The 15,791-nt window shown below is 43.0% G+C and carries 13 protein-coding genes; all 13 read right to left on the reverse strand.

All coding sequences use genetic code 11. The features are described from left to right. Nucleotides 1-10 precede the first annotated feature (10 nt). Entirely contained in the window at nt 11-310 is a 300-nt protein-coding gene (locus AC058W_RS12740; protein WP_479390148.1) for a hypothetical protein, read from the reverse strand. Next, nucleotides 271-1,407 (reverse strand): D-alanyl-D-alanine carboxypeptidase family protein, encoded by a 1,137-nt coding sequence (locus AC058W_RS12745; protein ID WP_479390149.1) that lies wholly within the window; start codon nt 1,405-1,407, stop codon nt 271-273. Before AC058W_RS12745 ends, AC058W_RS12740 begins: the two co-directional genes overlap by 40 nt. A gap of 224 nt (nt 1,408-1,631) precedes the next feature. Then, nucleotides 1,632-2,426 (reverse strand): zinc dependent phospholipase C family protein, encoded by a 795-nt coding sequence (locus AC058W_RS12750; protein ID WP_178413998.1) that lies wholly within the window; start codon nt 2,424-2,426, stop codon nt 1,632-1,634. A 103-nt stretch (nt 2,427-2,529) separates the two neighbouring features. Continuing rightward, nucleotides 2,530-3,099, reverse strand: coding sequence for an SMC-Scp complex subunit ScpB (scpB, locus tag AC058W_RS12755; protein WP_118247946.1), 570 nt, complete (start codon nt 3,097-3,099; stop codon nt 2,530-2,532). A gap of 107 nt (nt 3,100-3,206) precedes the next feature. Then, the gene (locus AC058W_RS12760; RefSeq protein WP_117674788.1) at nt 3,207-3,995 is read right to left on the reverse strand and encodes a segregation and condensation protein A; all 789 of its coding nucleotides are present in this window, start codon (nt 3,993-3,995) and stop codon (nt 3,207-3,209) included. Between the two features lie 13 nt (nt 3,996-4,008). Beyond that, complete coding sequence (locus AC058W_RS12765) at nt 4,009-4,821, reverse strand: metallophosphoesterase (RefSeq protein WP_479390150.1); 813 nt, start codon at nt 4,819-4,821, stop codon at nt 4,009-4,011. 21 nt (nt 4,822-4,842) lie between these two features. Beyond that, the gene (locus tag AC058W_RS12770) at nt 4,843-5,877 is read right to left on the reverse strand and encodes a molybdopterin-binding protein (protein WP_479390151.1); all 1,035 of its coding nucleotides are present in this window, start codon (nt 5,875-5,877) and stop codon (nt 4,843-4,845) included. Nucleotides 5,878-6,064: 187 nt separating this feature from the next. Then, a complete protein-coding gene (locus AC058W_RS12775) occupies nt 6,065-7,942 on the reverse strand; it encodes an outer membrane protein assembly factor BamB family protein (protein WP_479390152.1) in 1,878 nt (625 codons plus the stop codon). Between the two features lie 162 nt (nt 7,943-8,104). Beyond that, nucleotides 8,105-9,319 carry a D-alanyl-D-alanine carboxypeptidase family protein gene (locus tag AC058W_RS12780; RefSeq protein WP_479390153.1) on the reverse strand — a complete coding sequence of 405 codons (1,215 nt, stop codon included), beginning with the start codon at nt 9,317-9,319 and terminating at the stop codon, nt 8,105-8,107. 115 nt (nt 9,320-9,434) lie between these two features. Then, nucleotides 9,435-10,922 (reverse strand): cardiolipin synthase, encoded by a 1,488-nt coding sequence (gene cls / locus AC058W_RS12785; RefSeq protein ID WP_182439713.1) that lies wholly within the window; start codon nt 10,920-10,922, stop codon nt 9,435-9,437. A 254-nt stretch (nt 10,923-11,176) separates the two neighbouring features. Then, nucleotides 11,177-11,353, reverse strand: a complete 177-nt coding sequence (gene rpsU / locus AC058W_RS12790; RefSeq protein ID WP_004222305.1) for a 30S ribosomal protein S21 — start codon at nt 11,351-11,353, stop codon at nt 11,177-11,179. Between the two features lie 149 nt (nt 11,354-11,502). Further along, nucleotides 11,503-14,142, reverse strand: coding sequence for an alanine--tRNA ligase (gene alaS, locus AC058W_RS12795; RefSeq protein WP_479390154.1), 2,640 nt, complete (start codon nt 14,140-14,142; stop codon nt 11,503-11,505). A gap of 144 nt (nt 14,143-14,286) precedes the next feature. Further along, nucleotides 14,287-15,516: a tyrosine--tRNA ligase gene (gene tyrS / locus AC058W_RS12800; protein ID WP_117674782.1), complete on the reverse strand. Its 1,230-nt coding sequence runs from the start codon at nt 15,514-15,516 to the stop codon at nt 14,287-14,289. Nucleotides 15,517-15,791: the final 275 nt, after the last annotated feature.

Consider the following 15,791-nt stretch of genomic DNA (forward strand, 5'->3'; position numbering starts at 1 on the left):
ACAAATGATTCTATGGCAAGGCTCTGACCAGCTTTGGGATAAAATTGCGGCCCTGTGTGTGAATATATCCGATAGAAATGTTTCCATCAAAAACTTTTGCTGCCTGTTTTGTACGTTTTATGCCTGTATTCAGGATATGAAGAGATTCCCTTACATACTTTAAGAAAATCTCTCCGTATTTATTATAGACATCCTTCTTCCTGAAATCAACCTGTTTTCGTTGTCTTTTTATCTCTTTTCCCTGCCTTTTCAGCTCTTTCATTAAGTATTTTAATGGAAAAAATCGTGAAATACCTTTTCTGTATACCATTTAAAGCTGATCTTCTCTACAGATCTTTCCGCATAAACAGGATAGAAATCGATCAGTTTTCCATCCAGATAATAAGCGATACGTCCCAGTTTCTCCCCTTTCAGAACCGGGGCGCTTACCTTCTGTGGAATTTCCGTCTTGCAGGTTACTGCCTCCCCTTTTTTGAGAAGTATTTCTTTTTCACGGTCCTCGGATGTTACGCTGCATTTACCCCTCAGATAGACTTTCTCACCTATATTCTGCATATTTTCCACCCCATCCGTTACCAGAATCTTACTCGTATGTGGCTCCTGCCAGTAGGTTTCATAGTCATAATTATAGGCCCCGTAGCTTAACAGTTTTTTCGTATCGCTCCATTTGTATGTTTTATGATTGGGCCATCCGCAGCCAAGAAGACTGACTACAAAAGTTTTCCCTTCCTCTTCCCAGGCACACACATAGCAGTACCCTGCCTGGGAAGTATAGCCTGTTTTTCCTGCGAGAACTCCGTCCATCATATCAAGCAGTGCATTGGCATTATGTACGGAGAAAGTCCGTTTTCCTGTGATTTCTGAAAAAGTGTAATCTCTGGTCTGGGAAATGTGCAGGAAAGTTTTATTTTTGATGGCATACCGCATGATCAGTGCCAGATCCTCTGCGGTCGTATGATGTTTGCCATTTTCGTCCTGCGCATCCAGACCGTTTGGCGTAATAAAGTACGTATCCTTACATCCAATCTGTTTTGCTTTTCGGTTCAGCATTCTGGCAAAGCCTTCCACTGTTCCCCCACAGTGTTCTGCGATGGCGACTGCTGTATCGTTGTGACTTTTCAGCATCAGAGAATATAAAAGATCCTCCAGATAGTACTGTTCTCCTTTCTGAAGTCCCAGCCTGACTTCCGGCTGGGAAGCTGCATTCTGGGAAACCTGTACATAATCATCTCCCGGCGAACTCTCCAATGCCACAATACAGGTAAGTACTTTTGTTGTGCTAGCATTTGCAAGAGGTGTCTTTCCATCCTTTTCATAAAGCACTCTGCCGGAATCTCCATCCATCAAGACTGCCGATAATGCGTGTAGTTCTGACGGTTCCTCGATAGCCGGTGTCATATCTACCATCTGAGGTATCTTATTTTCTCCTCCTTGTACGGAAGCAGAAGTCTGTGTAAACAACAATACCGCCGTCACGATCGTGACAGCGGCAATATGTCTCCATCCTCATATTCCACCTCACCTGCCTGGCATTTATTTATTAAATAACTTATGCCAACATGTCCGGAATATGACTAACCGATATGATATTTCATAAACGCCCGAATTATTTCGATATATTTGCCAATGTCTCAGCCATTATAGGTACGATTCCATCGTGCGCTCAGATGATATGCACCTTCTCTTAAGGTATAAAGTTCCTTCAGATATTCTGCCGTTTCGGGGATTGCCTCCTGATACAGCCTCTTTAATTCAGGGATTGGCGCCTTTGCCTGTTCTACCGCCTCGGCGGTCATAAAGTGTTCGATTACGGAGCCGATGGATTTTCCTCCAAAGCTCAGAATTTTTCCGATGATTCTGCGTTTTCTTCCTTGGTCATCGCATACCATAAAGTTTGTAAGAATTTTCATCATTTTGACAGAAAGATAAATGTTTATGGTTTTTACAAGCGGAATAGCTCTGTGAATAACTTTTGCATATTCCATTTTCGGGACAATACCGCAAGCCGGGTAATAGTGGTCCGGATCTTTGCCGGTTTCTTCCATAAGCACACGATCAAATTCTTTCTCGAGAACGATATGAGGAACGACTCCTTCTGCAGCCATCTGGTTCACATATGGGTGGCATGCTGAGTCAAACATATAATGGCAGCCAAATCCCAGAAGATACGCAAGGAGCGCTTCATCATTGTTTCTGCGTACCTGGCGCATTCCTTCTTCGAAAAAGGCTCTTGCCTTCTCATGATGCATATCGATTCCAAACTGAGTGACTGGATTCTTTGAAACCATATAGTAGAACAGAATGTCCGGTCCGTGCAGACCGATCCTGTACAGATCTCCATGTCTGCGAATCAGCGCCTTCATATCTGACGGCAGTTTTTTGTATACTTCTTTTCCAAATAAATCGTGTGCATATGTGGTTGGCATAACCATATTCTCCTTCCCGTATTTTCCTGAAATGCTATAATCTTAAATGTCCTTTGATACAGGTAACCATGCCAAAGCGTATTCTAAAATTCATTCCTGTCGGTTAAACATCCAGTTTCAACTGGATTTCTTCTTCCGCCTCAGCCTTAAAGTCCTCAATCTGTACCGGATCGGGTACAGGCAGTGATTCCAGATCCTGAACGCCGAAACACCGCAGAAATTCTTCGGTAGTTCCAAATAATATGGGGCGCCCGGGGGCATCCAGTCTTCCAAGCTCTCTGACCAGATTGTATTCTACCAGCTTATTGATCGCGTGGTCACATTTTACCCCGCGGATCTTCTCGATCTCTACTTTTGTCACCGGCTGCTTGTATGCGATAATGGACAAGGTTTCCAGCATAACATCTGAGAGTGCCGGCTTCTGAGGATGCAGCGCAATATTGATCAGATATTCATAATATTCTTTTTTGGTACACATCTGGAAGGAATTTTCCAGTTCTATGATCTGGATTCCTCTGTTCTCTTCCTGATAGCGGTCCATCATATTGCGGATGATCCTTCCGGTTGTCTTCTCATCCACCCCGATGGCTTTGGCTATCCGGGGCAGTTCCACGGAACCGCCCATGGCAAAAAGTATCGCTTCGATAGCTGCTTCTGTCTCCTTAATCTTCACTCAGTCTTCCTCATTCCTTATCCTTTTGTTACGCATTTATCTTTTGCATACTGCGTATCCGTGCAGACACTGCCTGTATTTCTATTCCATTTTCTTACCCTTTCCTGTTACTCTTCTTCTGCAAATTCGGTAAGATTCTTCCAGGTATCCGGATCCGTCTGTACTTCTACAGAGATATCATCAAACAGTCCATCCTGCTCGACATGAATATGTCCCATTTTCATCAGCTCCAGTATCGACAGAAAAGTGACTATCACCTGTACTTTAGAACTCTGGCTTTCCAGAAGATTACGGAAACTGAACTTCCTGTGGGTACGCGCAAATTCTTTGATCTCGATCATCTTATCTGACAGGCTGACTTCTTCTTTTTCGATAGTTCCAAACTTGCTTCGAATCGGGTCAACCTTGTCCTCCTGTCTGCGGATGATCGATTTGTAGATAGCATTTAATTTCTCCAGTGTCAGTCCTGCCAGCAATTCTTTTGGATCTACCGGTTCTTTGTACTGCATGACCTCATCTGGCAGAGTTGGCTCTTTAAAAAATACATTGGCTGCATCATCCATTTTGTCTTTCAATTCATAAGACATGAATTTATACATCTTATATTCCAGAAGTTTCTCAACCAGTTCTGCGCGTGGATCTTCCTCTTCGCCCTCTTCATTTACCTCTTTCGGGAGAAGCATTTTACACTTGATATCCAGAAGTGTAGCGGCCATGACCATGAACTCACTCATAACTCCTAAGTCTTCGCGTTCCATTGCATGGATATATTCCATATACTGGTCTGTGATCTCCACAATAGGAATATCATAAATATCTATTTTATTCTTTTCAATCAGATGTAACAGCAGGTCGAGCGGACCCTCAAAAACTTCCAGTTTTACCGGAATTCCCATACGAAAACACCTCTCATCTCAAATACGGTTTCAAATCTACAATCAGAACTTCTCTGGGATTATGAATTCTTACAGGAATCGTGTGTTCCCCGGCTCCGGCACTTACCAGCATGTGCTGACTGTCTCTGTGAAAATCCCCGCAGCAAAATGCAGGAAATGGCTGAAGCTGTGGAGAAAGCAGTCCTTTGTGTCTGTTCAGCCTCACAATTCCTCCATGATAATGTCCACTTAAAATAAGATCTGCTCCCCAGTCAAAATAAGTATCGCCGTATTTTGGACTATGCGCAAGCAGAATATTCAGTGAATCTTCAGAGGGTTCTCCAATCAGTTCTCTGACTTCCTCTGTGTGAAGTCTGGGAGAGAATGGTTTCTTGTAATAGATCAGCGGAATCTCCAGGCCATAAACGGTAATGCCGGTTTTTCCAACCTTTAATTTGCTGAAATCATTATGCAGAATTTCAACACCAGCTTCTCTCAGCTCGTTTTCATACTCCTGATATTCCCCTGCAAACTCATTTTCTTCCGGGTTGCTCCGATACAGTTTATACTCGTGGTTTCCCAGTGCATAATAAACCGGATACTGCGCCGAAAATCTCTTCAAAAGTGATTCTGCCTTTTTCATAGACTCCGAATCATTTCTTACGATTATGTCCCCTGCGATAAGAATTCCATCCGGTCTGTATTTGTTGATTGTTTCGAGAAGCCGGTGATTATCAGGACCAAATTCCACACCGTGGAGATCTGCAATAACTGCGAATCGGACTCCTCTGGCGTCTTTGATTTTCTCTGAATGAATCGTATAGTGTACGGTTCTGAATCTTTTCATCTGGTCTTTCCTTATTTTTCCTTATTTTCCAAATCCACAATTCGGGAAGGTACAGACATCACAATTCAGGCAGAGTCCGCCCTCTCCCAGCTGATTGATCTCTGATGCGGTGATTTCATCATCTGCCATCAGTCTTGGCAGTAACAGATCAAAAATCGTATTCTTCGCATACATCACGCATCCCGGAAGTCCCAGAATCGGAATCTGTTTTCCATCTTTCTCATAATAGGAAACCAGCATCATTGCCCCCGGAAGTACCGGTGCACCATAAGATACGATACGGGTTCCTGTCGCTTTGATCGCGCCAGGTGTTCTGTCATCCGGGTCAACACTCATGCCGCCGCTGCAGACTACAATATCTGCTCCATCCTCAATAAATTTCAGGATATCAGCTGTAATCTGTTCCATATCATCCCCTGGCATTGTCTGTCCGAGAATCTCTGACGGAAATCTGGCAAATTTATCTTTCAGAACAGGGGTAAAGGTATCTGTGATCAGACCTTTCTGTACTTCGCTTCCTGTTGTCACGATTCCCACTTTTTTCTTCTTATATGGGAGAATAGAGAAAATCGGCTGGTTGCCTGCCACTTCTTTCGCGCGGTCCATTTTCTCTTTCTCGATCACTAACGGAATAATTCTGGTTCCTGCAAGCTTATCGCCTTTTTTTACCGGAAAATCTCCATGGCGGGACGCGATCATCATCTCTCCAAGTGAATTAACCGCAACCAATGCATCTCTGCGGATCTTAAGTACACCGTCGATGTCTGCGATCAGCTCAATCTTTCCTTCTTTGATATCAGATCCATGCATGGTATCTGAATCTCCGGCACAGATCTGATAAAGAATCTCTGCACCTTCGTTCTCGTGAAGGATTCCTTCCTTCTTCTCCCAGACATATAAGTGTTCTTTTCCCACAGAAAGTAAAAGAGGAATATCCTCTTCCCTGACAATGTGTCCTTTCTTAAAAAGCACCCCTTTTTTTACATCTTTGATAATCTGTGTGATGTCGTGGCACAAAATATGTCCCACTGCATCTTCTGTACGGATTTCTTTCATTGTATATACCTTCCTTTTTGTTTTTTGCCACCCGCAATACCCATTTGGATTTTATTATACATCCTGTCTATGTCTTTTGTCAAAGTTTTAAAAGCACTGTGTTACTGTTCACTCCGTTCCCAGTAACAACGCTTTTAAGAGCAGTACCGCGTAATGCAATACTGCTCTTAAATTACTCACTGCTATTTTACTGTAACTGGATTCCCCAGATCTTGCAGTCTCTGGTTCCAACGACCATATAATTATCATACACAGCCGGCGAAGCCTCGATGACGCCATCACTGATCGACACGGTATCCTCCAGTTTACCGGTCTTGCCATCCAGGAGACGGACATCACCGCTACTGTTGCAATAAAGAACTTTTCCGCTCCCATCCTCGTTATAGACGCAGACCGGAGAGGACCATGCATAGGAAGAGGAATCCTCCCATACTTTGGAACCATCGGATTTTTTCAGGCAGGCAAGGACTCCGGATGCATTGTCAGAAGTCTTGGATACTGTCACATATATGTAATCGGAAAGTTCGTTCTTTCCACAGGCAATCGTGGACTGAACGCCACCGGATACGCCATCATCTGTATAGCATTGATAGTCTGTATGCCATACGATTTCTCCTGTCTCTGCATCAATCTTCCAGATTGGAATCGTCGCTGAATCATAGCTTCTCCAGCCAAGCCGGAAAGATGTGCTCACATACAGATACAGATGTCCGTTTTCAATTTCCAGAACCGGTGTCGAGTTTGAATCATCAAGTGTATCCTGTCCCCATACAAGCTGCAGGGTATTTAAGTTCAGGCACATCAGATTTCCCCCGTTATCTGCCATAAATGCATAACCTTTATAAATCGCAGCACTATCTTCCATTCCGATCCAGAATGATTCTGTGCTGCTTCTGGTACCATAATAGCGCCATTTTACAGTCTTACCAGGGTTAATAGATAATGTGCCATTGTTCTGATCATAATTAGTATTCAGTTTGATCAGATATACGATTCCGTTTTCTCCAGGATAAATCAGGGTATCTGTCTCGGCATCTACAAGCGCCGATCCGTCAAAGAAGCTCAGACTGCCGCGGAGCGAGAATTCATCATTATCTCCAAATGTATACATAACACTGCAATCCAGCAGGTTTACAACAAATACTCTTGCAGTTCCTTCGTTACTGTTGTATCCGGCACCGACATACATAATCGGATAGCCTCTCGGGTCCAGGGCACCTGCGCCTTTGAAAGTATATCCAAGATATAATGGATCGCGGGTTTTCTCTCCTGTTCTCAGATTCAGGAAATATACATATCCATCCATGCATGCATAGATCACCTCGACCAGATCATCGTCTGCCTTGGCTTTTTCTGTCATGTTCATATGAGCTTTCACTTCTTTTGGCCATTTTGCCATAAGCGGCTGTCCGGTCCATCCGCTTCCGGTCCAGACTGCACTGCCGGAAGAAAGAGAACCGGTATCTGCTGACCACAGTTTGTTTAATTTATAATTCGTCATATTTGCATATCCATATGTCGGATTATCACGGAAACTGTTTCCTCGGAATGTAACAACTCCATCTACATTTGTATATTCCTGTCCTACATTAAATGTAATATCTTCATCCGGCTTATAGTCTGCAACATTTTCAAGCAGATTTCCATCCACTTCAATGTTTGTATAGCTGATGAGATTTTCCGGCTTCGTTGAATCTACGCAGTGCGGCTCAAAGAAGATTTCCTTGCTCTCTTCCATTTCAACAAGGTCTTTTTCCTTCTTCGAACCTTTTGTTTTTTTAGTTCCTTTTGCTTTTTTTGCATTTGAGGACGATACTGCCTGTGCTTTGTCGCTGCCTGCTTTTGTACCAGATAAAAAGAGTCTGCTCCCTGCAAGCACAATCAATAATACAAGAATTATAATTCCACCGATTGTAATCTGTGGTTTCAGACGGAAACGCTTTCTTCCGCGTCTTTGTTTTCTTTTCTGTGTTTCTCGCTGCACTGTTGACTGAAGATATTCAGGTCTTGCAGATTTTTTCTTGTATCTGCTTTTCCTCAACTGTGATTTTCTTTTTTGATTCATACTTTTTCCCTCAAAATTCATGTATATTCATATTCCAGAGTGTATTTGAAAAAGACTTTCTGCAGGAATGATTTTTTTAAATGCTCTCTAAGACAGTTTATCATATATTGGCAGATAAAGTAAGGTGTCAATGTAAAAAAGCATTCTATTGCCCATAAAAAATTACAATTTCTTCAGAAGTTCTTTCACACAATCCAAATAGGTTGCCTGACCTATTGTCCTGGCATAAAGAATCCGTACCCGGCCCAGCTCTTTTCCATCAGCAGAATAGATCATCTCTCCTGCCTGGCTTCCGTTCTTTAACGGTGCCTTTACCTCTCTGTGAATTCTCAGTTTCTTTTCTACTTTTCCAATAGTTTCCCCGTCTGTGTTCAGATATTGAAACTGCTTTTCATAAACTAACGGAACACTCTTCTCTTTTCCTTTTTTCACCGGAACTTCCGGTAAAGGCTGCATTTTTTCATCTATGTAAAGACTACATCTGGAGAAGCCATAATTCAGCATGGATGCCGCGTCCTTAAAACGCACCTTATAATCCGGTGCTGCCATCACCACCGCGATCAGAATAATCTTATTTCTTTTTGCCACTGCGCTGAGACAATATTTCGCCAGACTGGTGCTTCCTGTCTTTAAGCCCACACACCCGTCATAACTGCGAAGCAGCTTATTCGTATTTGTCAGTCCAAATTCTTTTGTTCCCTGTTTCGTCACATGTGTGATATTCTCCATCCATATGGAAGAATACTCCAGAATCTTTGGATACTTCGTAATCAGCTCTCTGCTCATAATCGCAATATCTCTGGCTGTTGTATAATGATTTGAAGAATCCGTCAGACCACAGCAATCTTCAAAATGTGTATTTTTCATTCCAAGTTCTGTTGCTCTTTCATTCATGTGACGGACAAATTCCTGCTCACTCCCGCAAATATGTTCTGCCATCGCTACACTGGCATCATTTCCGGAAGCGATTACGATACATTTAATCAGCGTTTCTACTGTCTGGGTTTCGCCTTCTTCAAGAAATACCTGAGAACCACCCATGGATTTCGCATAGGCACTGGTAGTGACAATATCATCCAATTTCAGATTTCCCTTTTCCAGCGCGTCAAAGATCAGAATCAGTGTCATGATCTTTGTAATACTGGCAGGGCTTCTCCTTGTATCCGAATCCTTCTGATAAATAACAGTTCCGGTCTGTGCCTCCATCAATACTCCGGATGGCGCCTGGATCAAATCGGCCGATTCCGTCTGCTGTCCGCTGTTCTCCTGTGTGGATTCATTTGCCGATTCATTCTGCCCTCTGGCAGTCAATGGCGTCAGAAGTATCGTAAAAGAAATAATCCATACACATATCACAGAAATCCACTTTTTTGCCATAATTTCTCTCCGGCATATTTATTCTATTTTATTATAAAGACCGTTTTATAAAAATATGCCAAAAGAGCTGTTGCCTTGCAAATTTTATTCGCCAAAGCAACAGCTCTTAAACTTTTTACAACATTGGTGCAAACGCGCGGAAAATATTCTGCATCATGCGCACCCCGATATTTCTGTTCAGACAAAATTCCAGTTCTACAGGATTGCAGTACTCCATTGTCTGCGTAAAGTCATCTTTAATGTCCTGCACAACTTTATTCTTATAAATCCATACGCCATCTTCAAAATGAAGATACAAACTTCGATAATCCAGATTGATCGTTCCCACCACGCCAATCTCATCATCACATACAAACGATTTCGCGTGGAGAAATCCCGGCTGATATTCATAGATTTTTACTCCTGCTTCCAACAACTGTCTGTAATAAGACTGTGTCAGAAGAAATACCAGCTTCTTATCCGGAATTCCCGGTGTCATAATCCGCACATCAACTCCGCTCTTTGCTGCCAGGCAAAGTGCCGTCATCATTTCATTATCGATGATCAGATATGGGGTACAGATATATACGTATCGTTTGGCTTTGTTTATGATATTCAGATATACGTTTTCACCAACGATTTCTTCATCAAGAGGTGTATCACAGAATGGCTGGACAAATCCGTCACTTTCAAATTCTTCTTCGTGATATTTATGTGGAAAATATGCTTCGTAGTCGATGCTCTCATCTGATCGTCCGACTACTGCCCACATATGAAGAAACATGGCGGTCATATTCCAGACTGCTTCACCTTTTAGCATAACTGCCGTATCTTTCCAGTGTCCAAAGCGTTCTTTCTGGTTGATATATTCATCTGCCAGATTGATTCCGCCGGTAAAACCTACCCAGCCGTCTATAATACAAAGCTTTCTGTGATCGCGGTTGTTCTGAATAATGTTCAATAATGGCCGGAACGGATTAAATACCTGACACTTAATTCCCTTTGCACGAAGTTCTTCATAGTATTTATGCGGCAATGTCGTAAGACAGCCAAATCCATCGTAAATCAGGCGCACATCCACACCCTCTGCTGCCTTTTCCTCAAGGATATGGCGGATCGTCCGCCACATCACACCATCATTGATGATAAAATATTCAATAAAAATATATTTCTTTGCCTGTTTCAGTTCCTGTACAAGCACAGGAAACATATCATCTCCTACCTGGAAATATTCCGCGGTCGTATTCTCATGAACCGGAAATCTGGAAACATCCGAAATATATCGGGACTGGATCGCTGCTGACGGATCCAGTTCTTCCAGCTTCTGCCTTGTCTCCGGCCGGTCACGCAGATATTCCCTGCTCTCTTCAATCCGCTGTTCAAAATGCTGCTGCATGATCGTCGCAATTCTGGAACGTCCAAACACAAAATACAGTACCACTCCAAGAATCGGCAGGATGAGGATGAGCATCGTCCACGCCAGCTTATATGACGGATTAATTTCTTTATTTAAAATCCAGAGTACAAGCACGACACCGACCAGTTTAATTACGATGTCCACATATCTGGAAAAAGCTGCCAGCCGCAATACCATCAGAAAGATCCAGCCAAGCTGTACAAGCATTGCCACTGCCACATAAAAAATTCTGTTAAAAAGAATCTTTGCCAGTTTCTTTAACAGTAACAGGATCCAGTTTTTCTTTTCTTTCAGTTTTTTGTTGTTCTCTGCCTTCAAGATTACTTCCTTCCCCTGATATCGTTAATAATTTCCTTTTTTTACACTTTCTAGAATAAATAGAAATTATTTTATCTTTCCCTATTATTTTTCTTTATTATGATAAAAATCCCTGACAAACTGCCAGGGATTTTTGCGCACAATTAATTATATTTACGTTTTCTTGCGGCTTCAGATTTCTTTTTACGACGAACGCTTGGTTTCTCGTAATGCTCTCTTTTGCGGATTTCCTGCTGAATTCCTGCTTTTGCGCAGCTTCTTTTGAATCTGCGAAGAGCGCTATCTAAAGTCTCGTTCTCTTTTACGATTACGTTTGACATAGACTCACACCTAACCTCCCTCCAGTTGTAGATTGTGCTAAAATACAACTGTCTGGGTATTTTTCTTGCACAAGTGATATTATATATCATTGTCAGTGGGTTCGTCAACATCTTTTTGGTTAATTTTTGCAGAAATTTTTGCAGAAATTTTATTTCAGCTGTCCTTCCAGGATTCCTGCTGCTGCATCTACAGCTTCCTGTGCCTTGGCCGGGTTCTTTCCGCCGGCCTGTGCCATGTTTGGACGACCGCCGCCGCCGCCACCTACGATAGCAGCTACCGCTTTGATCAGGTTACCTGCGTGAGCGCCTGCTTTCTGTGCAGCGTCTGTTGCCATAGCAAGAAGGTTTACTTTCTCTCCGTTTACTGCTGCCAGAAGGACAACACCTTCACCGAGTTTGTCTTTCAGCTGGTCTCCGAGGTCACGAAGTCCATTCATGTCAACTCCGTCTACTTTTGCAGCCAGAAGTTTTACGCCTTTGACTTCTACTACTTTATCCATAACATCTCCCAGAGCACCCTGAGCCAGTTTGCTCTTTAAGGATTCGTTTTCACTGGAAAGTGCTTTTACTTCTCCCTGAAGATGTCCAATCTTCTCTACGATCTCAGAAGGATTTGCTTTCAGAGCTTTTGCAGCTGCATAAAGCAGTTCTTCCTGTTTCTTATAATATTCCAGAACTCCGTTTCCTGTAAGAGCTTCGATACGGCGAACGCCTGCTGCGATACCGGATTCAGAAACGATCTTGAAGAGCATGATGGAGCTTGTGTTTGCTACGTGAGTACCACCGCAGAGTTCTTTGGAGAAATCGCCCATGGATACGACACGTACTTTCTGGTCGTATTTCTCACCAAACAGAGCCATTGCTCCGGATTTCTTTGCTTCTTCGATATCCATAACATCTGTATGAACTGCAAGACCAGCCTGGATTTCTTTGTTTACCAGCGCCTCAGTCTGTGCGATTTCTTCTGCTGTCATAGCCTGGAAGTGAGCAAAGTCGAAACGGAGTCTGTCTGGTGTTACCAGAGAACCTTTCTGTTCTACATGGCTTCCAAGTACAGTCTTTAATGCTTTCTGAAGAAGATGTGTTGCACTGTGGTTCTTCTCAGTGTCTCTTCTTGCAGCTTCGTTTACTTTCAGAGAAACAGTTTCTCCTGTGGAGATCATACCAGATTCCATATGTCCTACATGACCGAATTTGCCGCCACGGAGTTTGATGGTATCCTCTACTACGAATTTACCGTTTGCAGTCTCGATCACACCGGTATCTCCGACCTGACCACCCATTGTTGCATAGAATGGAGTCTGCTCTACGAAGATTGTTCCCTTCTGGCCTTCCATCAGAGAGTTTACGATCTCAGTCTCTGTTGTAAGAACAGTTACTTTGGAATCAAATGTAAGATAGTCATATCCTACAAATTCTGTTGTAACGTTAACATCGATATCATCATATACAGTTGCGTCAGCACCCATATAGTTAGTTACTTCACGTGCGGAACGAGCTTTGTTTCTCTGCTCTTCCATGCATTTCTGGAAGCCATCTTCGTCAATGTCATATCCTTTTTCCTCGAGGATCTCTTTTGTAAGGTCCATCGGGAATCCGTAAGTATCATATAATTTGAATGCATTTTCGCCGGAAAGAGTTTTCTCTCCTGCTGCTGTCATTGCATCTTCCATCTCGCCAAGGATACGAAGACCCTGGTCGATGGTCTTATTGAACTGGTTCTCTTCGTTTGTAAGAACTTTGAAGATAAATTCTTTCTTCTCTTCCAGTTCCGGATATCCTGCCTTTGAACCGTTGATTACTTCTTCACTTAATTTGGCAAGGAATGGTCCTTCGATACCAAGAAGACGTCCGTGACGTGCTGCACGACGGATCAGACGGCGAAGTACATATCCGCGGCCTTCGTTTGTAGGCATGATACCATCGGAGATCATAAATGTTGCGGAACGGATATGGTCTGTGATCAGACGGATGGATACGTCATCATTGTAGTTCTTTTCATATTCTTTGCCGGAAATCTTGCATACAAGATTACGCAGGGAGCAGATGGTATCTACATCAAAGATAGAATCTACATCCTGAACAACAACTGCCAGACGTTCCAGTCCCATACCTGTATCGATATTCTTCTGTTTCAAAGTTGTATAGTTTCCGTTACCATCGTTCTCAAACTGGGTAAATACATTGTTCCATACTTCCATATAACGGTCGCAGTCGCAGCCTACTGTACAGCCTGGTTTACCGCAGCCATATTTTTCTCCACGATCATAGTAGATTTCAGAACATGGACCGCATGGACCTGCGCCGTGCTCCCAGAAGTTGTCTTCTTTTCCGAAACGGAAGATTCTGTCAGCCGGGATTCCGATTTCTTTGTTCCAGATATCGAATGCTTCATCATCCTCCTGATAAACAGACGGATAAAGACGGTTTGCGTCCAGTCCGACTACTTCTGTCAGGAATTCCCATGACCAGTGAATTGCTTCTGTTTTGAAATAATCACCAAAAGAGAAGTTACCAAGCATTTCGAAAAATGTACCGTGACGTGCAGTTTTACCTACGTTCTCGATATCACCTGTACGGATACATTTCTGGCAGGTACTTACTCTTGTTCTCGGCGGAATCTCTGCACCTGTAAAATATGGTTTCAGCGGAGCCATACCTGCATTGATCAGCAGAAGACTCTTATCTCCCTGTGGTACCAGGGAAAAGCTTTTCATTACCAGATGTCCTTTACTCTCCATAAAGTCGAGGAACATCTGACGAAGTTCGTTTACTCCGTATTTCTTCATAACCTTTTCCTCCTGAAATCGGATATGCAGACATTCTGCATATCCTGAGATTTATATATCATAATACTCTATGCATATCCCGCCCGGCGTTCATTCTTATCTATATAATGCTGCCAGATCATTCTACGCATTTTATTAACTGTATTATTTTGCAACAATCTTATTGAATTTCTTTTTGCCTTTCTTAAGCACTATACCATCTCCGGCAAGTGCATCTTTGGCAACTACATATTTCACATCTGTAATCTTCTCACCGTCGATGGAAACACCACCCTGCTCGATCGCGCGACGTCCTTCGGAACGTGTCGGAACCAGTCCTGTTTTTACAAGCATGGAGATTAGATCGATCGTTTCTTCTTCTGAGAAGTCCTCATCTGTAAGCTCTGTAGTCGGCATATGAGCAGTGTCAGCGCCGCCCGCGAAAAGTGCTCTTGCACCTTCCTGTGCTTTCTTTGCTTCTTCTTCGCCATGAACCAGATTTGTCAGTTCATATGCAAGGATTTCTTTTGCTTTGTTTAACTGGCTTCCTTCCCATTTTGCCATCTCATCGATCTGCTCTAATGGAAGGAATGTGAGGAGACGCATACATTTGATAACGTCTGCATCATCCACGTTTCTCCAGTACTGGTAGAAATCGAACGGAGAAGTTTTGTTCGGATCAAGCCATACAGCACCTGACTGAGTTTTACCCATCTTCTTACCTTCAGAGTTCAGAAGAAGTGTGATTGTCATTGCGTATGCATCTTTGCCAAGTTTACGACGAATCAGCTCTGTACCGCCAAGCATATTTGCCCACTGGTCATCTCCACCAAACTGCATGGTACAGCCATATTTCTGGTACAGCATGTAGAAATCGTAGCTCTGCATGATCATGTAGTTAAACTCAAGGAATGTCAGTCCACGTTCCATACGCTGTTTGTAGCATTCATGAGAAAGCATACGGTTTACAGAGAAATGTGGTCCAACATCACGAAGTACCTCTACATAGTTTAAATTCATCAGCCAGTCAGCGTTGTTTACCATTAATGCTTTACCATCTGAGAAATCGATGAAACGCTCCATCTGTTTCTTAAAGCAGTCGATATTGTGCTGGATAGTTTCTACTGTCATCATTTTACGCATGTCAGATCTTCCGGATGGGTCTCCGATCATACCTGTGCCACCGCCTAATAATGCGATTGGTCTGTTTCCAGCCATCTGCAGACGTTTCATCAGACAGAGTGCCATGAAATGTCCGACATGAAGGCTGTCTGCGGTCGGGTCAAAGCCAATGTAAAATGTAGCTTTTCCGTTATTTACCATTTCTTTGATTTCTTCTTCGTCTGTTACCTGGGCAATCAGACCACGGGCTTTCAGCTCGTCCCAAACTGTCATTGTTTGTTTCCTCCTCGTAATTACAATAATAAAACCCGGTCCTGTCCGTTTAGGACGAGAACCGGGTCCCGCGTTACCACCTAAATTCGCAGAAAACTCGCATTCTCTGCCTCCATAAGTAACCAATTGCAGCCTCTGTTATTTAACATAATCAGCAGTGCCCTGTTACTTAAGCATGTTAACGGATGCCACTCCGCTACAGCCTACTTACCTTCCAGTATATTGTTTCGCAAACAGGTTAATGTTATGAATCCAGGAACATTAACATTTCTTAT

Source organism: Blautia sp. CGZ-1-C1 (assembly GCF_056504575.1).